The following is a 20647-nucleotide window of genomic DNA, read 5'->3' as shown; positions in this document are numbered from 1 at the left end:
ATCTCCTTCTCCGACGCCTCATCACGTCGTCGCAGATCAGTGTGTCGGCAGTCACACGAGCGCGGAATGGCTCTCGCGGCTTCCTAACAGTCCCTTAGGACGATCACCCGGAAACGCGAACCGGCCCCCGGCGCTGCGCCGGGGGCCGGAGAAGAACATGGGTGGTCAGGATCGCGCCGTCAGCAGCGGGGCCAGGGTGCGCAACGCGGGCAGGTAGTTGTCGCCGAGGATCTGCACCGCGACGTGGTCGGCGCCCGCGTCGGCGTGCGCGGACAGCTGCGCGGCGATCCGCTCCGGCGTGCCGTGCGCGATGACGGCATCGAACAGCGCCTCGCTCGGCGGCACGGTGAGGTCGGCGTCGGTGAAACCGAATCGGCGCAGGTTCGACGCGTAGTTGGTGAGGCCGACGTAGAACGCGACCGTCTGATCCGCGACGGCGTGCGCGGTGCGGGTGTCGTCGGTCAGCACCACCTTGTGCTCGGTCGCCAGCAGAGCGTCCGGGCCGACGATCTCGCGCGCCTTCCCGGTATGCGCAGCGGGCACGAAGTAGGGCAACGCGCCCAGCGACCGCTCGGCGGCCAGCTTCAGCACGCGCGGCCCGAGCGCGGCCACCGCGCGCCGTTCTACGGGCACTCCCGCGGCGTCGAGCTCGTCGAGATACTCCACCAGCGCGTCGTACGGCTTGCGGTATTCACCGGTGTGCTCCGGGTGTCCGGCGCCGATGCCGAGCAGGAAGCGGCCGGGGAAGCGGGCCTCGATCCGATGGAACGAGTCGGCGGCTTCCTTCGCCGGCGACGCCCAGATGTTCACGATGCTGGTGGCTACGGTGATGGTCTCGGTCGCATCGAGCAGCGGTTCGACCGTCGCCAGATCCGCGGGAGGCGAGGCCCCCAACCAGAGCGCGCCGTACCCCAGCTGCTCCAATTCCCGTGCGTCTTGCGGGCTGAACCCGTTGTACGCCCGCCACACTCCGAACCGTCCGAGACTGTCGAATGCCATGTCCCGACCCAACACACGCCCGGAGACGGCTATTCCGGCTCCGTGCGCCCGGTCGGTCGAGTCGATGCCCTGCTGATTACCGAGGGCTACTGTGGCTATTGCACAGCTATCGGCGCCCGCCGCCTGGCCCGCGCCACCACTAGGGGAAATGGAGGTGATTGCTGTGCTTCGATTCGATCCATTCCATGACATCGACACCGTCGCCCGTCAATTGCTCGGGGAGAGAGCCGGAACCGGTCGCGCACCGCGATTCATGCCGATGGATCTGTTCAAAGCGGGAGATCACTACGTCCTGAACGCGGACCTGCCCGGCGTCGATCCCGGCTCGATCGACGTCAGCGTCGACAACGGCACGCTCACCCTGCGGGCGCAGCGCACCGTGCCTAGCGAAGAAGGCGTGCAGTGGATCGCCTCGGAACGTTTCGCGGGCACCTTCATGCGCCAGATGTCCCTCGGCGAGAACGTCGACGTGGAGAACATCAGCGCGACCTACAACAACGGCGTGCTGTCGGTGACGATCCCGATCGCCGAGCGCGCGAAGCCGCGCCGCATCCAGATCACCGGGGCGTCGCAGGAACCGAGGACCATCGAGGCGCAAACGAACCGGTCCGAGACGATGTCGCCGACGCAACAGGAGCAGAGTCAGCAGTCGCAGCAGCAGTACCCGCGGCAATCGAAGTGACCGCGCACGCTACCCGCACCCGCGCAGGGTGCGGGTAGTCCGTACCCTCAGTCGCCGCAGCAACCTCCGCCAGGGACCGGAACCGTCCGCGTCTCCCGCGTCTGCGCGTTGCGGGCGGCGAGATCCTCGTCCGCCGGATAGTCGACGCCGATCAGACTCAAACCATGTGCGGGAGCGACGGTGACCGAACTGGAGCGCTCGGTCTCCCGCAACAGGTCGGCGACCCATTCCGGCGTCCGCCGCCCTTCGCCGACGGCGAGGACCGCGCCGACCAGGCTGCGGACCATCGACCAGCAGAACGCATCGGCGCTGACGTAGGCGATCAGCAGGTCGCCCTCGCGCTCCCAGTCGAAACGCTGCAACTCCCGCACCGTCGTCGCGCCCTCTCTGCGGCGGCAGAACGCGGCGAAGTTGTGCAGACCCAGCAGCTTTCGCGACGCCGCACGCATGGCGTCGACGTCGACGCCGGACCGGCAGGCGGCCACGCTGCGGGCCAGTAGCGGCTCCGCCCCGTACGGCGCGGTGGTCAACCTATAGGCGTAATGACGGCGGATGGCGGAGAACCGGGCGTCGAACTCGGGCGCGGCCGGGCGCGCCCGCTTGATTCGCACGTCCTTCGGAAGGAATCGCGCCATCCGGTGCACGAGTTTTCCGCCGTCCAGTTCGCCGGAGGTGTCGAAATGCGCGACCTGCCCCTCGGCGTGCACGCCCGCGTCCGTACGACCGGCCACGGTCAGCTGGATCGGCTCGCGGAACACCTTGCTCAGCGCGTCCTCCAGCACCCCCTGCACGGTGCGCAGGCCGGGTTGACGCGCCCAGCCGATGAAATCCGTGCCGTCGTAGGCGATGTCCAACCGGACCCGGGTGCGTGGCGGTTCGGCCGCTGCCACGGCCGGCGCGTCCGCGTGCGGCCGGTCCGACGACGATCCCACCGATTCCTCCACGGTCACATGATCCTCCGGTAGAAACGAACGAGCCCGCCGACCCAGTGCGGGTGGCGGGCTCGTCCGCGAAGTCCGACGCTCAGCCTCAGGCGTCCTTCTTGTCCTCGGCGGCCTCGTCGGCGACCGGAGCCTCGGCCTCGGCGGTCTCGGCGGTGGCCTCCTCCTCGACGACCTCGGCGGCCGGGGCCTCCTCCGCCTTCTTCGACGCGGCCACCCGGCGAGCGCGATCGGCCTCGTTGGTCACGGTCTTCTCCCGGACCAGCTCGATGATCGCCATCGGCGCGTTGTCACCCTTACGCGGCAGCGTCTTGGTGATGCGGGTGTAGCCACCCTCGCGCCCCTCGAAGGACGGGCCGATCTGAGCGAAGAGCTCGTGCACGACGTCCTTGTTGCGGATCACCTTCAGCACCTCGCGGCGGTCGGCAAGGGTGCCTGCCTTCGCCTTGGTGATCAGCTTCTCCGCGTAGGGACGCACGGCCTTGGCCTTGGCCTCGGTGGTGGTGATCCGGCCGTGCTCGAAGAGCGCCGTGGCCAGATTGGCGAAGATCGCCTTCTGGTGCGACGCCGACCCGCCGAAGCGGGCACCCTTCTTGGGCTTGGGCATTGTGGTGTTCTCCTGTGTCTTCGGGCCGGGCCGGGGCGCCTACCCCGGCGGCCTAGAGCTGTTCGGTCTCGGCGTAGTCCTGCTCGCCGCCGTCGGTGTCGCTGAACGTGCCGCTGTCGCTCCACGTGCCGGTGCTCGCGTCGTAGCCGACCACGCTGGACGGGTCGAACGACGCGGGGCTGTCCTTGAGCGAGAGGCCGAGAGCGTGCAGCTTGACCTTGACCTCGTCGATGGACTTCTGGCCGAAGTTGCGAATGTCCAGCAGATCCGACTCGGTGCGGGCGACCAGCTCGCCCACGGTGTGCACACCCTCGCGCTTGAGGCAGTTGTAGGACCGGACGGTGAGGTCCAGGTCCTCGATCGGCAGACCGAACGAGGCGATGTGGTCCGCCTCGGCCGGCGAGGGGCCGATCTCGATGCCTTCCGCTTCGACGTTCAGCTCGCGGGCCAGGCCGAAGAGCTCGACCAGGGTCTTGCCCGCCGAGGCGAGCGCGTCCCGCGCGCTGATGGAGTTCTTGGTCTCCACGTCCAGGATGAGCCGGTCGAAGTCGGTGCGCTGCTCGACGCGAGTCGCCTCGACCTTGTAGGTCACCTTCAGCACCGGCGAGTAGATCGAATCCACCGGGATCCGGCCGATTTCCGCGCCGGACGCCTTGTTCTGCACGGCGGGGACGTAGCCGCGACCGCGCTCGACGACGAGCTCGATCTCCAGCTTGCCCTTGTCGTTCAGGGTCGCGATGTGCATGTCCGGGTTGTGCACCACCACGCCGCTGGGCGGCACGATGTCACCGGCGGTGACGGTGCCGGGGCCCTGCTTGCGCACGTACATCGTGACCGGCTCGTCCTCCTCGGACGAGACGACCAGGCCCTTGAGGTTCAGGATGATGTCGGTGACATCCTCCTTCACGCCGGGAACGGTGGTGAACTCGTGCAGGACGCCGTCGATGCGGATGCTCGTGACCGCCGCCCCCGGAATCGAGGACAGCAGGGTACGCCGCAGCGAGTTGCCGAGGGTGTAACCGAAGCCAGGCTCGAGCGGTTCGATGGTGAACTTCGAGCGATTCTCGGCGACGACCTCTTCGGTCAGCGTCGGACGCTGTGAAATCAGCATTAGGATCATCCTCCTTTTTGGGCGCCCGCTATTTGACGCCTCGTCTCAGGGGTTGCGCGTGGCCGCCCATGGGGAGCGGCCACGCACCAGCGGCACATGCGCGCTTGCCGTCCGAGGTAGCCAAGGACGGCTCGTCGAGTGTTACTTCGAGTAGTACTCGACGATCAGCTGTTCCTGCAGCGGCACATCGATCTGGGCGCGCTCGGGCAACTGGTGGACCAGGATCCGCAGCCGGCCGGGGAGCACCTGCAACCAGCCCGGAACCGGACGGTCGCCGATGGTCTCGCGCGCCACCTGGAACGGCAGGGTGCCCAGCGACTTCTCCTTGACATCGATGATGTCGTACTGGGTGACCTGGAAGCTGGGAACGTCCACCTTCTTGTTGTTCACCAGGAAGTGGCCGTGGCTGACCAGCTGGCGAGCCTGCCGACGGGTGCGGGCCAGACCGGCGCGGTACACCACGTTGTCCAGGCGGGTCTCGAGCAGACGCAGCAGGTTGTCACCGGTCTTGCCCTTGAGGCGGTTGGCCTCCTTGTAGTACCGGCTGAACTGCTTCTCCATGATGCCGTAGGTGAAGCGGGCCTTCTGCTTCTCCTGCAGCTGGAGCAGGTACTCGCTCTCCTTGATCCGCGCGCGGCCGTGCTGGCCGGGCGGGTAGGGGCGACGCTCGAACGCCTGGTCGCCGCCGACCAGGTCGACGCGCAGACGACGCGACTTGCGGGTGATAGGGCCTGTGTAACGAGCCATTGTTCGTTATTCCTTTCCCGCTAGACGCGACGCCGCTTGGGCGGACGGCAGCCGTTGTGCGGCTGCGGGGTGACATCGGAGATCGTGCCCACCTCGAGGCCTGCGGCCTGCAGCGAGCGGATCGCGGTCTCGCGGCCCGAACCAGGGCCCTTCACGAACACGTCGACCTTCTTGACGCCGTGCTCCTGCGCCTTGCGGGCGGCGTTCTCGGCGGCGAGCTGCGCGGCGAACGGGGTCGACTTGCGCGAGCCCTTGAAGCCGACGTGACCCGACGACGCCCAGGAGATGACGTTGCCGTTCGGGTCGGTGATCGACACGATCGTGTTGTTGAACGTGCTCTTGATGTGCGCGTTGCCGTGCGGGACGTTCTTCTTGTCCCTGCGACGCGACTTCTGGCTCTTCTTCGGGCCCGCGGCCCGACTCTTCGGAGGCATCGGTTATCCCTACTTCTTCTTGCCGGCGACGGTGCGCTTCGGGCCCTTGCGGGTGCGCGCGTTGGTCTTGGTGCGCTGGCCACGCACGGGCAGGCCACGACGGTGGCGCAGGCCCTGGTAGCAGCCGATCTCGATCTTGCGGCGAATATCGGCCTGCACCTCGCGGCGCAGGTCACCCTCGACCTTGAACTCCGAAGCCTCGATGTAGTCACGCAGCTTCGTCAGATCATCGTCGCTGAGATCCTTCGAACGCAGGTCCGGGCTGACGCCGGTGGCCTCGAGGATCTCCTTGGAGCGGGTACGGCCAATGCCGAAAATGTAGGTCAGTGCGATCTCCATGCGCTTCTCGCGCGGGAGGTCGACGCCCATGAGACGTGCCATCTGGCAGCTTCCTTAATCGTTGCGGAGGTCTGCTCCCTGTCCGTCCCCTCGTCTTGGTGGGGCACCGGCCTCCGAACCGGTGGTAGGCGCGCACGCCCCAGGGCGAACCCTGGATTTCCGCAGCGTGCGGCTGGTGCTGGGAGTTCTTCTTGCCAATCCGAACTGCGGTTCGGTGCTTGGCTGGTGTCGCGTCGAGCGGCGCCGTCGGCAAGCCTCGGGCGGGTGGTGCGAGGTGGCCCTCGCCTCCGCTCAGCCCTGGCGCTGCTTGTGGCGCAGGTTGTCGCAGATCACCATGACCCGGCCGTGACGGCGGATCACCTTGCACTTCTCGCAGATCTTCTTGACGCTCGGCTGAACCTTCACGTCCGTCCAATCTGTTGTGGTTCACAGGGGTGTGAACACAGTTTTTCCCCAGTCGGCGACTGGGGAAGTTCTGGTGTGAGTCCTTCGACTCCGCCCCGGCTCACGCCGGGACCGCCGGTTCGCAACCGACTCCGATCGCGCGGGCGCGATCACTTGTAGCGGTAGACGATCCGGCCGCGCGACAGGTCGTAGGGCGAGAGCTCGACGACCACACGGTCCTCGGGGAGGATGCGAATGTAGTGCTGCCGCATCTTCCCGCTGATGTGCGCGAGAACCTTGTGCCCGTTCTCGAGCTCGATCCGGAACATCGCATTGGGCAGCGGTTCGACAACTCGACCCTCGACCTCGATGGCCCCGTCTTTCTTCGCCATGTCCTCCGCGATCCCGGTTACGCTCAACCTGGTTTGTTTGCCTGGTTCTGCTCGAATGGGACCGGGCCGCTGGAGCGGACCGCTCGCACACAAACAGGCGGCGCGTAGGTGCACCGCCGCTCCAGCTTACCGACCCGTTCCGGATCGAGCAAAAATGCCTCCCTGTATACCGGTGTCGCCTGGGGTTTCGCAGCCGCCTTCCCACTGGTGGCGGGCCTCGGACGCGGTGCCACGACGGCGCCGGGTTGTCGCGTAAACTGGCCGCTGTTCGGGTATTTGGGTCCAGCAGATCGAGGGAGACGCGTGAGCCGGCGCAGCGTGCGAGCCACCGGCGGAGGCGCTCTCGGTCGCGGCCGAAGCGAGCGGCAGGGAGGCGAGGCCGTGAGTAAGCGTAGCGAGCGAGTCACCGGCGGGGCGCCCCTGGCCGCGACCGAGCCGAGCGGCAGCGAGGCGAGTCGTGGCTGAGCGCGGCGAGCGGATCGGCGCGCCGAGTGGCGGCGAGGCGCAGTCGTGAGCCGTAGCAATGACGGCCTGCCGATGCTGCCGCCGTGGTTGTCGGAGAGCGATGTCAGCCAGAGCGGCTACGAAGCGCCGGTGCAGAACCTTCCGCACGACGACCTCATCGAAGAGACCCCCAGCCGCAGGCGCGGCCGTTTCAAGAACCGCGCGCCCGAGGCGGAGCGCCCGGAGGCCGCGCGGCCGGAGAAGCGCCGCAAGGGCTGGCGCCGCGACAAGCAGGAAGGCCCGGCGGAGGAGGACCAGCGGCACGTCGAGGCGGGCCGCGCGCCCGCACCGGTCCCGGACGAGCCCGCACCGGTCCGGCCGCCGCAGGAGTCTTGGCAGCAGCCGCAGGAATCCTGGCAGCAGCCCGGCCACGACCGCACCCCACCGGCCCAGGACAACTCGTGGCAAGCGCCGCCCGAGCGCGGCAACACTCCGCAGCACAGCCTGCCCACCCGCAACCCGTCGCGGCCGTCGCCCGGCTTCCAGCCGCTGGGCAGCAGGTCCGCGAACCCGCCCGTGCCGAACGACCAGCCGGCGGACAGGCCCGACCTCCCGCCACCGCCGCCCCGGCAATCGGCCGAGGAACGGCCCGCCGCGACGCGGAACGACGAGCACGCCCGGCCGTCACACGGCCAGAGCGCACCCGGACAGGCCGGCGGCCGGCCTCCGCTCAGTCCGCAACTCGGCGGATGGCCGTCCACCGGCAACCCTCGGCTCGACGCCGCCCTCTCAGCCGTGGCGCCGAGCCTGTGGCCGAACGCGGCTCCGCCCGGCCAGGGAGCGGGCCGCGGACCGACTGGCAACGAGGCGGCTCAGCCGGGTGCCGGGTCGCCCAACCCCTGGACGACCACGACTCCGACCAGCGGCGACACCTCGGTGCAGTCACCCGACCCCGCCGTGCCCCCGTCTCCGACGGACCATGCGGCTTGGACAGGCGGGCACTCACCGACGCCGCCCGGCGAACTCCCATCACACGGTCCGCAGACGCGGCCGACCGGCGAACAGCCGTTAACTCCGACCGCCGCCGAAGTGTCCGCGCAGGCGCTCCACGGCGGATACCCTGCCGCGCCCACGTCTCCGACGGACCAGGCGGCATGGCAGAGCGGGCACTCGCCGACGCCGCCCGGCGGACTCCCGGCGCACGGTTCGCAACAGACGCGGCCGACCGGCGAACAGCCGGAAACTCCGACCGCCGCCGACATGTCCGCGCAGACGCTCCACGGCGGATACCCCGCCGTGCCCCCGCCTCCGACGGACCAGGCGGCACGGCAGAGCGGGCACTCACCGACGGCTCCCGGCGAACTCCCACCGCACGGTCCGCAGCAGCCGTGGCCGACCGGCGCGCGTCCGGAAGCCCCGACCGGCGATGCGCCGGTTCCGCCGACCGTCGGCGGGCACTCCGCAGCGCCTCCGTCCACCCAGGATCACCCGACGCGGCAGCGCGGGTACCCGCAGACGCCGACGGCCACCCCACCCGCTCCCCCGTCCGAGCTCACCACCGGCGTGGCCGCTGCGCCGACCGGTACCCAGCAGCCGGGTTCGCACAGCGCACAGGCATCGGCACCGACCGGCACACCGCCCACCACGGGCACTGCCGGGCCGACCGGTAGCGCGACCACAGGTGGAGTACCGACCGGCCTGGACCACACGGCATGGCACAACGCACCCCTGCCGACGACAACCGGCACCCAACCCACAACAGGTGACGCCCCCACCACAAGCGAAGCACCGAGCGCCGCCAGCGGGGCGCCGACCGACCCGGACCACACGGCACGGCACAACGCACCCCTGCCGACGACAACCGGCACCCAACCCCCATCAAGCGAGGTCTCGACCGCGAGCGGGGCACCGGCCGGCGCGGATTCTTCGGCACGGGAGTCGGCCGCGCTGTCGAGCGGGGAACATTCCGGCGAGCCGCAGGGAGCGCAATCCGGGGTTGCAGCCGACAAGCAGACACGGCAGTACGGCGATGGGCTATCGGCGCCCGGGGGTGGGAGCGCGGCTTCTGCTGGACCGAACCCGGTCCGGGAGGCCGGGAGCCAGGGAGCGGAACCCGGCGCTGGAGTGCGATCAAGCGGTGCGAGTTCGGACGAACCGCACAGCGAGAACACCCCTGTCGGGGCGGGCGCGGCAGCGGTTCATGCACCAGCCACAACGGCAGGTACGGAGTTCGGGCAGGGCACCAGCTACCTCACGCCGTCAAGCGAGGCCGACCACACACCACCCACAGCGAAGCATCCGCTGCAAGCCCCGCAGACCGTCTCGGCTGTTCCCCCTGCGGTGACTCCTGACGGTCCGCCACCTTGGCTCGCCGCACCCCGGCCCGAGCAGACCGAGGCGTCCGCGACCGACGCGCCGCGCCGACTCCCACCGCTGCCCGACCCGCCGCACACCGGCGGATCCGGTTCATCCCCAGCCGCTCCGGACGAGCACCGCCTGCCGCCGCGCGGCGCGGACGGCCCGCCGCCCTGGCTCGGTCACAGTGCGCCGGAGCAACGCCGGCCGGACCGTCCGGGACTCCCGCCCACCTTTCAGGAGACCGCCGCACCGGCAGACCGGGCGCCGGAAACTCATACGCCCGCCGATCACCAACCGCCCGCGGATTACGGCGTCACGGAACCGGCCCCCTCCGCCCCGCATGCCGGGCAAGGTGGGCTCGCCGCGCCGCCCGCTCCGCACAGCGCCGCCGCGACCGGCGCTCCACCGGCTTCCGCTCGCACGCCGGAGACCCCCGTGCGGCCGAACGCCGCCGGTTCGGTCGATGTCGCTCGCGCGCAAGGCGATTCCAGCGCACACGCACCGAACTGGACCAGCGCGACCGAGATAGGCCCGGCGGCGGGACTCGGCGCAGGTGGCGGACGACACCGGCTGTCCGCGGAACCGAACGAACCGTCGGCTTCGCAGGCGCCGGTCGGACAAGCGCCCGGCTTCGACCAGCAGCCCGTCCCCCCGCCACGACCCGAAACGCCCTACGTCGCGGAGGGCACCCAGCAGCTTCCCCATGGCGGAAGCGACGTAACCGCAGTCTCGCCAATGCAATTCGCGGGTGCGCAGGCGCCGGGCACCCCGCCACAGGCCCCCGCCGACCAGTGGCGCAATACCTCCGCCCCGGAATCCGCGTCGGCAGCACCGCATTCCGTGCCACCGCACCAGATCACCGGGCAAACAGCCCCCCAGTGGGGCACGCCGCCGGGTTATGCACAGCCGCCCGCCCAGCAGCAAGGCGCCCCGCTCCAGCAGCAAGGCGCCCCACTCCAGCAGCAAGGCGCACCCTTCCAGCAGCCTTCGCTGGACAACGTGCCACTGCGCCGGGCCAAGAAGGCGCCGGGTACCGGATGGCGCAAGGCGGTGCACCACGTGTCCGGCGGCGCGATCAACCCCGGTATGTCCGCGGAGGAACGCAGGCTGCAGGAGCTGGTCGCGCGGATCAGGCAGCCCGTCCGCGGCGACTACCGGATCGCGGTGCTGTCGCTCAAGGGCGGCGTCGGGAAGACCACCACCACCATGGGTCTCGGCTCCACCTTCGCCTCCATCCGCGGCGATCGGGTGATCGCGGTGGACGCCAATCCCGACTTCGGCACGCTGTCGCAGCGGGTGCCGCTGCAGACCAGGTCCACCGTGCGCGACCTGCTCCTCGATTCGACCATCCAGCGCTATTCCGATGTGCGCAGGCACACCTCGCAGGCGACCAGCCGTCTGGAAGTGCTGGCCAGCGAACGCGATCCGGCCGCGTCGGAGGCGTTCAGCGAAGATGAGTACCGCGCGGTCGCCCGGATCCTGCAGCGGTTCTACAACATCATCCTCACCGACTGCGGCACCGGACTCATGCATTCGGCCATGTCCGGTGTGCTCGACCTGGCGCACTCGCTGGTACTGATCTCCTCCCCCGCGATCGACGGAGCCCGCAGTGCCGCAGCGACATTGGACTGGCTGTCCCTGCACGGCCACGACCATTTGGTGCGCAACGCTGTGGTGGTGATCAACTCCCCGCGGGCCGGATCGCCGAATGTCGGTATCCAGCAGCTACGGGAGTACTTCCTGTCCCGGTGCCGCGCCGTGCACATCATCCCGTTCGACGCGCACATGTCCGAGGGCGCCGAAATCGATTTGCACCGGCTGCACAAGCAGACCAAGCGGGCCTACGTCGAACTGGCCGCGACCGTCGCCGACGATTTCGCCACCGATCACCGTCGCTATCGCCCGTGACACCCGCCGGGCCGTGGCCCGGCGGGCAAAGGGCGAACGGATCAGCCGCTCACCACTCGGGCAGACGCCGTCTGCCCGCCATGACATCGCGCACCAGATCGTCGTAGGCGTCCGCGAGTTCGGCGAGATGATGCCACGCGTTGTGCAGCAACTCGTCGTGCGCGTTGAGAGTCATCAACGCGTGGTGCGCGCGCACCGACGATTCGGCGAGGCGATCGATCACCGCGCCCACCGTTTCGGTGTGCAAGGTGGCGCCGAGCCGATGCTGCGGCACGTTCCGCATCACCCAGTCGTCGATGGCCATCACCAATTCGATTCTGCGACGCTCGATTTCGCGGACCACCGCCACAGAGGTGTCCACCGAACCACCGCGGCCGACCAAGCGGCGCTCATGTAGCACTGCCAGATCACGAGCGAACCACAAGAGCGGGCCACCGACCACGCGGTGCCCGCGACACGCCCGAACCAATAGGTCGGACGTGGGAAGCAATCCCGGTGCCGAAGAGCGCACCGAAGGATCGGCACACCTTGATGTGCCGGGGAGGGTCATTACGACCGTTGAATCCGAACCTGCCACGTTGCCTCGCCGTCATCGCCGCACAACACCGGATCAGGACTTCATTACAATAAACCTCTGAAGGCACCTGTCAAGCGTTACCGGGCCGTAGGCAGTCACGAAGAGTACACTTCGTTACCTGCATGACCAACCGAGGAGCAAGATGGCGGACGGTCCGACGTATCACCGGATCGCAGACCTCCTCCGCGAGGAGATCCGCGCAGCCAAGTGGAAACCGGGCGATCGACTGCCCAGTCACTCGGAACTTGCCGATCAAATGCAGGTCTCGATAACCACGGCCCGCAACGCGATCCAGGTGCTGGTGGCCGAAAACCTCGTCTATACAGCTACTTCCCGCGGGACGATCGTTCGAAACCAAGAGATTCTGGAATCCGTGGTTACCGATTCCATCCGCCCCGACCGGCCGCAGACCCCGCACGACATCTTCGAGGAGATCGCGCGGGCCGCGCACCGGGAGCCGTCGAAGGAGTTCAGCGCGAAGATGGAGCCCGCCAGCCCCGAGGTCGCGTCTTGGCTGGGTGTACCGCCGGATTCGTGGGTGCTGGCCAGGACGGTGGTCCAGTATCTCGACAACGAGCCGTGGTCGTGGGAGGTCAGTTTCTATCCCCGTGACCTGGCCGAGGCCACCGGAATCGACTCGCCGCACGACATCCCGGAGGGCACCACCCGCCGCCTCGCCGACCGGGGACATGCCGAGACCGCGCACCGCGACACGCTCGTCGCGCGGCCGGCCAATGCGGAGGAAGCCTTGGTGCTCGGCGTCGCCACCGGCACCATCCTGCTCGACCACCTGCGGATCGGCGCCACCCACGAGCGCGTCACCCGTGCCACGCGGCAACGTTCGCTCGCCACCGGCAATCGGCTCGCCTACGAACTCGGCGACGCCGAAGGCACCGCGGTCATCCGGAACACGCTTGCCGATTCACACGGGTCCGGCCGGGCGTAATCCATGACGATCGCGCTGCGCCAGGCGACATGGGGCGATCTGGGCATGATCTGCCGCCTGCGCGTGCAGCGCACGGCGTGGCTCACCGCGCGCGGCTCCGACCAGTGGACGGTCGCGGGACGCGGCCTGCCCATCGAGATCTTCGCCCGCGCCGTCGGACGCGCGCTGGACGCGGGCGAGACCTGGATCGCCGAGGTCGCGGGGGAACCGGCGGGGACCATCACGGTCAACGACCGCGCCGACGACGGTCTGTGGTCGCGATGGGAACTCGACGACGCGGTGATCGTCCATTACATGATCGTGGACCTGCGATTCGCGGGCCAGCGCGTCGGCCATTACATGCTCGCGCACGCGGGAACGCTCGCCCGCTCGCAGGGCCGCGCCTGGGTCCGGCTCGACGCGTGGACCACCAATACCGACCTGCACGCCTATTACCGTTCGGCGGGATTCCGTTTGGTGCGTGTCGCGGGGGGACCACTCGCGCTCGGACCTTCGCGTGCGCTGTTCGAGCGGAGAGCCGACACCTGGGATCCCGCCCTTCCCGTCCGGGTGACCGCAGCCGGGCGGGTGAGCACGTCGGCGCTCTTGCGCCCGCCGCCGAACAACTGAGCGCCGGTACTCGGGCGCTCGCGATGGCGGTGGCACGTCCCGATGCGCGGCGCCCCCGCACACCACCGGCGACCTCCCGCGCACGCACGCACGACGGAGGCGTCCACCGCGCGACGGCGCGCCGCTCAGATCGGCGGCAGATGCGCGATGTGCACCATCTCGATTCCCCTGCTGCGCGAGACCAGCGTTCCGCGTCCTGGCGGCAGCTTGCTCGGCCGCACGTCACCGATCAGTTTGCCCTCGTCCCGCGACCCGCTCATGATCAACGTCTCCACCGAGAGGTTCTTCATGGTGCCCAGAATCGGGTCGTACAGCGCGCGGGACACACCGCCGCTGCGGCGGGTGACCACGAAATGCATGCCGATGTCGCGCGCCTGCGGCAGGAATTCCAGCAGCGGCGCGAACGGGTTCATGCCGGTGCCCGCGGCGACCATGTCGTAGTCGTCGACCACGATGTAGATCTCCGGACCGCTCCACCAGCTGCGTTCGCGCAGTTGCTGCGGCGTGATGTCCGAGCCGGGAATCCGTTTGGCCAGATACCCGGCCACCTCCTGGATCATCGGGCCGCAGGTCTGCGACGACGTGGAATACCCGGCCAGGTGGTCGCCCTCCACCACGCCCAGCATGGTCCGGCGGTAATCCACCATGATGATCCGGGCCTGCTCGGTGGTCGACTGCTCCACCACGCCCATCACGATGTTGCGCAACAGGGTGGTCTTGCCGCATTCCACGTCCGCGAATGCCATGAAGTGCGGTTCGACGCCGAAGTCCAGCACCAGCGGCTGCAATTCGGACTCGCCGAGCCCGACGACGACCCTGGTGGGGCCGAGCTCGACGCCTTCCGCCTTCGCCGAGGCCAGCAACTCGTCCCTGGAGAACCGCAGCGGCAGCATGCGCACTTCGGGCGCGCGGCGGTCCGGGTACTGCTGTTCGAGTCCGGCCCGCGCTTGCGCGACACCGTCGGCCAGGCTGCCCGGGTCGGAGTCGGAATCCAAGCGCGGCAGGGCGATCAGCATGTGCAACTGGTCGGCGGTCAGACCGCGGCCGGGACGTCCGACCGGGACCTGGTGGGCGGTGCGCCTGCCCATCTCCGAGTCGGACGGATCGCCGAGCCGCAGCTCGATGCGGGTGCCGATCTGGTCCTTGACCACCGGGCGGATCTCGGCCCAGCGCGCGGCGCCGATCATCAGGTGAATGCCGAACGACAGACCCTGGGCCGCGATGGCGTTGATCTGCGGCTCCAGCATGTCGAACTCCTCGCGGATCGCGGCCCAGCCGTCGATCACCAGGAACACGTCGCCGAACTTGTCGTCGGCCAGCGGATCGGCGGACCCGGCCGCGCCGTCCTGGACGCGGCGGCCGTCGCCGAACTTGCGCCGCCGGAATTCGGCCATCGACTCGATGCCGAGCGCGGCGAAGCGCTCCTCGCGCTGACGCATCAGCGTGGTGAGTTCGGCGACCGTGCGGCGCACCCGGTCGCCGTCGAGACGACCGGCCACCGAACCGACGTGCGGGACGCCGGACAACCCGGCCATGCTTCCGCCACCGAAGTCGAGGCAGTAGAACTGCGCCTGTTCGGGGGTGTGGGTGGCGGCGGTCGCCATGATGATGGTGCGCAGGGTCGTCGATTTGCCCGACTGCGGGCCGCCGACGACGGCGACATTGCCCTGGGCGCCGGCCAGATTGATGGTGAGCACATCGCGGCGCTGCTCGTAGGGCTTGTCGATGACGCCGATCGGCATCCACAGCTGGCCGTGCCGGTTGACCGGCGACCTCCAGTCGGGGTCCGGCAGCAGCATGTCCACCGTCGGGGATTCGTCCAGGGGCGGCAACCACACCTCGTGGGCCGGGCGGCCGTGCCCGGTGAGCCGCTTGACCACCACGTCGAGCAACGTGTCCGGGATGCCCTCGTCGGCGCCGGGCGCGGCCCCGACGGCCGACGGTGGCGGCGGCAGCTCCAGCAGCGGGTTCGACGGCGCGACCGGCTCCGCTTCGACGCCGGCTTCGATCGCCTCCGGCATCTCCACCGGAGCGGCGGTGAACAACGCGGGTCGCCGGCCCGCGACCGGGCTGCCGTCCTCGCCGGTCACCGTGCCCTGCGGCGCGACGTACGGACCGGACACGTAACTGGCGTTGAACCGCAACGGATCCGACGCGTCGCTCTTCAGATATCCCGAGCCGGGCACGCTGGGCAGGTGGTAGGCGTCGGTGATGCCGAGCACCGCGCGTGACTCGTTCGCCGAGAACGTGCGCAGGCCGATCCGGTAGGACAGGTGCGATTCCAGGCCGCGCAGCTTGTTCTCCTCCAGGCGCTGCGAGGCCAGCAGCAGGTGCACGTGCAGCGACCGGCCGAGGCGGCCGATCATCACGAACAGCTCCGCGAAATCCGGCTTCTGCGACAGCAGTTCGGAGAACTCGTCGACCACGATGAACAGCGCGGGCAGCGGGTCGAGCGGCACGCCGGCGGCACGCGCCTTCTCGTAGTCGGTGACGTTGGCGTAGTTGCCCGCCGAACGCAGCAGTTCCTGGCGGCGGTTCATCTCGCCGGCGAGCGCGTCCTTCATGCGATCGACCAGCGACAGTTCCTCTTCCAGGTTGGTGATCACCGCGGCGACGTGCGGCAGCGAATCGAGGCCGAGGAAGGTCGCGCCGCCCTTGAAGTCGACGAGCACCAGGTTCAGCGCGTCCGGGGAATGCGTGGTGACCAGCGAGAGCACCAGCGTGCGAAGGAATTCGGATTTTCCTGAGCCGGTGGCGCCGATGCACAGGCCGTGCGGGCCCATGCCGTTCTCCGCCGACTCCTTGATGTCGATCTCCACCGGGGTGCCGTCGGGAGTGATGCCGATCGGCACCCGCAGCCGCTCGCGGCCGGTGCGCGGACGCCACACCCGCGCCGGATCGATCTGGGCCGCGTCCGGAATCTTCAGCAGCGCCATGAGTCCGGGATCGGCCGTGGTCCCCTCGCCGAGACTGACGATCTGGGCCGCGGTCGCCAGCCGGTATCTGGCCAGTGCGCGGGCGAAGGACTCGGACTCGGCCGTGCTCACCTCGTCGGCGGTGGCGAACTTCTCCACCCCGGCGGCGCTGCGCGCGGCCACCTCACCGTCGGCGACGACCAGTTGCAGTCCGCGCCGGGCCGCGAGCCCGCCCTCCGGCGCGGTGAGGTCGAGCACCGTCACCGAGTCCAGACCCGATTCGCTGACCAGCCGTTCGCTTCCGCTCACGTAGCCGTCGTCGATGACGACCACCAGGTGCAGTCGCCCCTGGGTCGGCTGTGGGTTGCGCATGAACCGGCCGCGCTCGAGCAGCTCGGCCGCCAGCGCCGTCTCCAGCTCACCGAGCGAGTGGTACATCATGCGCGCCGAACCCATGCCGTCGCGCTGGGTCGGATGTTGCAGCTGCGGCAGCCACTTCGCCCAGGACCAGGCCGGGCCGTCCGGGTCGGAGCAGACGATCGCGATGGCGAGGTGGTCGGGACCGTGGAACACCGCCAGCTCCATCAGCATCGCCCGCACCAGCATGCGCGCCTCATCGGCCGGACCGCCGATGTTGATCGCGGGGAACGCGCGCAACGACACGGCGGTCGGCAGGCGGTGCACCACCGAATGGGTTCGCACGAATCGGCGCAGTGCCACGGTGGACACCGGTTCCAGATCCTCCAGCGGCCCCGTCTCAGGGCGCGCCAACTTGGTGGCCAGCCGGTGGCTGCCGACCCCGACGCGCACGTGCCCGAAGTCGGGGTCGTTGGGCCTGCGCTCCCACATCCGCCTGGTCCCGATCAGGGACGGCAGGTCGGCGGGTTCGGGATGACTCCAGCGCAGCGTCTCCAGTTGCTTGCCGCCGGTGCGGCGCACTTCCTTGCGGACCTGGTCGAGATAGCGGAAGTAGTCCTTGCGTTCCTCGTTCAGTTCCACCGCGCGTTTGGGCCCGCCGCCCCGGAACCCGGCCATCATGCCGACCATCGACATGAGCATCATCATCGGGAACATCATCATGAACGGATTGGCCAGCAGGTTGCGGCCCATCATCGCCATCATGGCGATCATGCCGACCACCGCGACCACCATGACGATCGGCATCAGCTTCATCATCAGCGGCGCGGGCAGTGCGCGCGCGATCTCCGGCGGTGCGGTCAGCGCCACCTCGCCACCGGGTGCCCGGGGCGGTGCGATGCGGGGGCGGCGCACAAAGCCTTCGGTAGCCATGATTCCTTCGTTCGGTCGGCGGCGAGCGGTCGAGCTGCGCCCGCGCTACGGATCGAATTCCGCGTTCAGGTCCTGCCTGGTCCGGCGGAACGGGAACGCCACGGCCACACCGATGGCCAGACCGGCCAGGCACACGATGGAGCCGAGCACGGCGATCCGGCGCGGCCGAGGGTCCGGGCCGGGCGGACGCGCCGGCGCTGCGACGGCTCGGGCGGCGTCGGCGTCGGCGCTCACGGGTTTGTCCGGCAGTTGCGCGGTCAGCGCGGCGAGCGGATCGATCAGGCCGTGCCCGATCCGGTCGTCGCGGCCGGTGCCCGGTCCGTGCGCCGTGCGGACGATGCGGTCCATCACCTGCTGGGCGGTGAGTTCGGGGAAGCGTGCGCGCACCAGCGCGGCCAGCCCGGCCACATAGGGCGCCGCGAAGCTGGTGCCTTCAACGGCCCTGATGCCGTCGGTGGTCTGGACGCCGTCCACCAGCCCGGTCGCGCCCGGCTTGCTGTCCAGCGAAACGATATTGCGGCCGATCGCGGCGACGCCCACCCATGGGCCGTGCAGCGACAGCTCCGACACCTGGCCGGTCGAGTCCACCGAGCCCACCGACAGCACATAGGGCGTGAACCAGGCCGGGCTCGCGACCGTGGCCACCGAGCCCCAGCCCGACCCTTCGTTCTGTTTCGAGCAGGCGCCGTCGGGTTGCAAGTTGCCCGCCGCCGCGACCACGACGACATTGCGGTCGTAGGCGTACTTCACCGCCGCGCCGAGCGAGGCGTCCGCGGTGTCCGATCCGGCCGCGGTGCAGGCGACTTCGGAGATGTTGATTACGGTGGCGCCGAGATCGACGGCGCGGACCACCGCCGCCGCCAGCGTGAGCACGCTGCCGTAACCGTCGCTGCTGATCTTGCCCGGCGGATCACCACGCCCCGCACGGTCTTTCGGCTCGTAGGCCAAGCTCAGCTGCCGGATGGTGAGCAGGTCCGCGTCGGGCGCGATGCCCGCGAAGGCGTCGCCGGGGCTCGGCTGGGCCGCGATGATCCCGGCGACCAGGGTGCCGTGGCCGTCGCAGTCGACCGTTCCGTCGCTGTCGGAGACGAAATCGCCGCCCGGTTGCAAGGACCGCAGCCGCGGGTGCGGATTGACCCCCGTATCGATGACGGCCACCTTCTGCCCCGCACCGCGGCTGAACTGCCATGCGGACGGCAGATCCAATACCCGCTGCGCCATCGGGGGCTCACTGGGCGGCGCGCCGGTGAGCAGGGGTTCGGCGCACACGGCGCGCTGTTCGGTCGGTTCCAGCGGCGCGGGCCGCACGCTCAAAGCCTGTGCGACGCCGAGTGCGCCGGGGTCGATCCCGGGCGGGGTGATCGCCCGGGCGGCGGGCCACGGCCCGGCGATCGCGGTACCGACAACCGTTGCCGCGCAGGCCATCCGCATGACGCTGCGGCGGGATGCGCTGCCGGTCATATGTTCCGGGCCATCGAGTAGATGTTCATCACCCACAACACCAGGGGGATCACCGACACGATCAGCAAGTACTCGAAGATCTCGATCATCCGCCTGGTCACCGGGGTGACCTCGATGTGAGGGCCGATCACCCCGAACCCGACCACACCGGTCGCGAACGCGAGCAGGATGCCGGCCGCGAGCAAGGTGTGGTCCGAATCGCCGACGGCGAATCCGGCGGTCAGTGCGACCGATGTCAGGCAGCCGCCGCCGATCAGCGTCGCGGCCTGGACCAGATCGGCGAACGAGCGGCCGCGCAGCGCGAGGATGATCGCGGTCACGACCGCCAGCGTGACCCCTTGCCAGCGCGGCGAACCCAGCGGATCCGCCACGCCGAACGCGCCGACGACCGCGCTCGCGGTGCAGGCCGCGATCAGTCCGGACTGGAAACGGTTGGCCGTGCGGGCGCGCAGCCCGAGTCCCGCCGCGGAGGGCAGCGCGCTGGCGCCGATGGCGCCGATGCCCTCGATGGTCGGTCGCGGTTCGTGGTCGGCCGGGTCGATCGCGCCGCCCGCGGTGGGGACCGGCGGAATCGGCAGCCGCGCAAGCACGGCCGCCAGCCGCGGCACCGCCGAGATGATCGCGATGCCCGCCACCAGCAGACCGGCCGACAGCTTCGGCAGACCCGGATGCCAGATCAGATGGATCGCCGCGGCGACACCCGCGATCACGGCGAGCGCGGCGGCACAGGAGAACAGCGTCGCGCCCGCGCCGGTGATCCGGTAACCGAGCAGCGCCGCGATCAGCAGCACCGAGCTGCCCAGCAGCAGATGGGGACTGCCGAGCGTGCCGGGGACCAGCAGCGCGGCGCCGCCGAACAGCACCAGCAGTCCGTCCAGTGACAGCCAGGTCGCGGTCACCGGGTCGGAGTATCGGTGCGCGGCGATGCCCGCCGCGACGAAAGCCGCTGTGCCACAACCGAGCAGGGCGAGAGCAGGCGCGATCGGATCGCCGTTCGCGCGGGAGACCACCAGCACGGCCAGCGTGACCAGCACGGTGAGCGCCGAGACGACCAGGCCCATCCAGCGGGCGGCCACTCCCGACCAGCTCCGGAATTCCTCCGCCGTCAACCGTGATACCGCGTCGATGACGTCGTCGAACAGCGCGGGCGCTTCCTTCGCGGCGACCGACCGCAGCACCAGCAGCTCGCCGTCGTAGACCTCGGCCTCGGTGAGCGTGCGGCTCGGCGCGATCGCCTCGCGTCCGAGCCTGGCCAGCGTCCAGTGCCGCGCGTCCAGCGGCGCCGCGTCCTCCTCGGCCTCGGGACGCTCCGGATCGCGCGATTCGATGAGCGCCACCAGATCGCCGATGAATGTGGCGATCGGCACGGTGGCAGGCAATCCGACATCGATCTGAGTGTTTCCACCGATGACCGAAACACGACTCAATACGGGTTCGGTGGCACGTGTGCCGCTCGCCGACTCGATCAACGGCAACCTTCCCCCGCCCTCATCCGGAACAATG

At 69.6% G+C, this 20647-nt stretch carries 16 protein-coding genes and 1 pseudogene; 4 read left to right on the top strand and 13 right to left on the bottom strand.

The features are described 5' to 3' along the window. Positions 1–165: 165 nt before the first annotated feature. Positions 166–999 (bottom strand): LLM class F420-dependent oxidoreductase, encoded by an 834-nt coding sequence (locus tag ACWDMM_RS19340; RefSeq protein WP_195080414.1) that lies wholly within the window; start codon positions 997–999, stop codon positions 166–168. Positions 1000–1162: 163 nt separating this feature from the next. On the opposite strand from ACWDMM_RS19340, the pseudogene ACWDMM_RS19335 reads away from it, so the two are divergent. Then, positions 1163–1594, top strand: a pseudogene (locus tag ACWDMM_RS19335) (Hsp20/alpha crystallin family protein); the annotation flags it as partial. Positions 1595–1728: 134 nt separating this feature from the next. Here the strand turns inward: ACWDMM_RS19335 and truA are convergent. From truA to infA, 8 genes are all read right to left on the bottom strand, one after another. Beyond that, complete coding sequence (gene truA / locus ACWDMM_RS19330) at positions 1729–2571, bottom strand: tRNA pseudouridine(38-40) synthase TruA (protein WP_449938717.1); 843 nt, start codon at positions 2569–2571, stop codon at positions 1729–1731. A gap of 139 nt (positions 2572–2710) precedes the next feature. Then, positions 2711–3229 carry a 50S ribosomal protein L17 gene (gene rplQ, locus ACWDMM_RS19325; RefSeq protein WP_195080413.1) on the bottom strand — a complete coding sequence of 173 codons (519 nt, stop codon included), beginning with the start codon at positions 3227–3229 and terminating at the stop codon, positions 2711–2713. A gap of 52 nt (positions 3230–3281) precedes the next feature. Further along, positions 3282–4340, bottom strand: coding sequence for a DNA-directed RNA polymerase subunit alpha (locus ACWDMM_RS19320; protein ID WP_039796155.1), 1059 nt, complete (start codon positions 4338–4340; stop codon positions 3282–3284). Positions 4341–4481: 141 nt separating this feature from the next. Next, complete coding sequence (gene rpsD / locus ACWDMM_RS19315; protein WP_067803832.1) at positions 4482–5087, bottom strand: 30S ribosomal protein S4; 606 nt, start codon at positions 5085–5087, stop codon at positions 4482–4484. A gap of 20 nt (positions 5088–5107) precedes the next feature. Then, entirely contained in the window at positions 5108–5521 is a 414-nt protein-coding gene (gene rpsK, locus ACWDMM_RS19310) for a 30S ribosomal protein S11 (protein ID WP_195080412.1), read from the bottom strand. A gap of 9 nt (positions 5522–5530) precedes the next feature. After that, positions 5531–5902 (bottom strand): 30S ribosomal protein S13, encoded by a 372-nt coding sequence (gene rpsM, locus ACWDMM_RS19305; protein WP_039795645.1) that lies wholly within the window; start codon positions 5900–5902, stop codon positions 5531–5533. A gap of 249 nt (positions 5903–6151) precedes the next feature. Next, positions 6152–6265: a 50S ribosomal protein L36 gene (rpmJ, locus tag ACWDMM_RS19300; protein ID WP_011207363.1), complete on the bottom strand. Its 114-nt coding sequence runs from the start codon at positions 6263–6265 to the stop codon at positions 6152–6154. A gap of 149 nt (positions 6266–6414) precedes the next feature. Beyond that, positions 6415–6636 (bottom strand): translation initiation factor IF-1, encoded by a 222-nt coding sequence (infA, locus tag ACWDMM_RS19295; RefSeq protein ID WP_003418601.1) that lies wholly within the window; start codon positions 6634–6636, stop codon positions 6415–6417. 2940 nt (positions 6637–9576) lie between these two features. Between infA and ACWDMM_RS19290 the strand changes: the two genes are divergently transcribed. Continuing rightward, the gene (locus ACWDMM_RS19290; protein ID WP_449938714.1) at positions 9577–11346 is read left to right on the top strand and encodes a nucleotide-binding protein; all 1770 of its coding nucleotides are present in this window, start codon (positions 9577–9579) and stop codon (positions 11344–11346) included. Between the two features lie 49 nt (positions 11347–11395). On the opposite strand, the gene ACWDMM_RS19285 is transcribed toward ACWDMM_RS19290, so the two are convergent. Then, a complete protein-coding gene (locus ACWDMM_RS19285) occupies positions 11396–11707 on the bottom strand; it encodes a DUF4254 domain-containing protein (protein ID WP_323124508.1) in 312 nt (103 codons plus the stop codon). A gap of 358 nt (positions 11708–12065) precedes the next feature. Here ACWDMM_RS19285 and ACWDMM_RS19280 point away from each other — a divergent pair, with 358 nt between their 5' ends. Both ACWDMM_RS19280 and ACWDMM_RS19275 read left to right on the top strand, forming a co-directional pair. Further along, a complete protein-coding gene (locus ACWDMM_RS19280) occupies positions 12066–12869 on the top strand; it encodes a GntR family transcriptional regulator (RefSeq protein ID WP_067803838.1) in 804 nt (267 codons plus the stop codon). A gap of 3 nt (positions 12870–12872) precedes the next feature. Beyond that, complete coding sequence (locus ACWDMM_RS19275; protein ID WP_195080409.1) at positions 12873–13478, top strand: GNAT family N-acetyltransferase; 606 nt, start codon at positions 12873–12875, stop codon at positions 13476–13478. Between the two features lie 125 nt (positions 13479–13603). Here the strand turns inward: ACWDMM_RS19275 and eccCa are convergent, their stop codons facing one another. Genes eccCa through eccD form a run of 3 tightly spaced genes read right to left on the bottom strand, consistent with a single transcriptional unit; the run spans position 13604 to position 20571 of the window. Further along, positions 13604–17683 carry a type VII secretion protein EccCa gene (eccCa, locus tag ACWDMM_RS19270; protein WP_357207651.1) on the bottom strand — a complete coding sequence of 1360 codons (4080 nt, stop codon included), beginning with the start codon at positions 17681–17683 and terminating at the stop codon, positions 13604–13606. 45 nt (positions 17684–17728) lie between these two features. Continuing rightward, positions 17729–19144 (bottom strand): type VII secretion-associated serine protease mycosin, encoded by a 1416-nt coding sequence (gene mycP / locus ACWDMM_RS19265; RefSeq protein ID WP_449938686.1) that lies wholly within the window; start codon positions 19142–19144, stop codon positions 17729–17731. Further along, positions 19141–20571, bottom strand: coding sequence for a type VII secretion integral membrane protein EccD (gene eccD, locus ACWDMM_RS19260; RefSeq protein WP_357296715.1), 1431 nt, complete (start codon positions 20569–20571; stop codon positions 19141–19143). The genes mycP and eccD overlap by 4 nt, the downstream gene beginning before the upstream one ends. Positions 20572–20647: the final 76 nt, after the last annotated feature.

This window comes from Nocardia sp. NPDC003726, from assembly GCF_053586955.1.
Note: the sequence above shows the minus strand (reverse complement) of the source record. Positions and strands in the feature narration are given on the sequence as shown.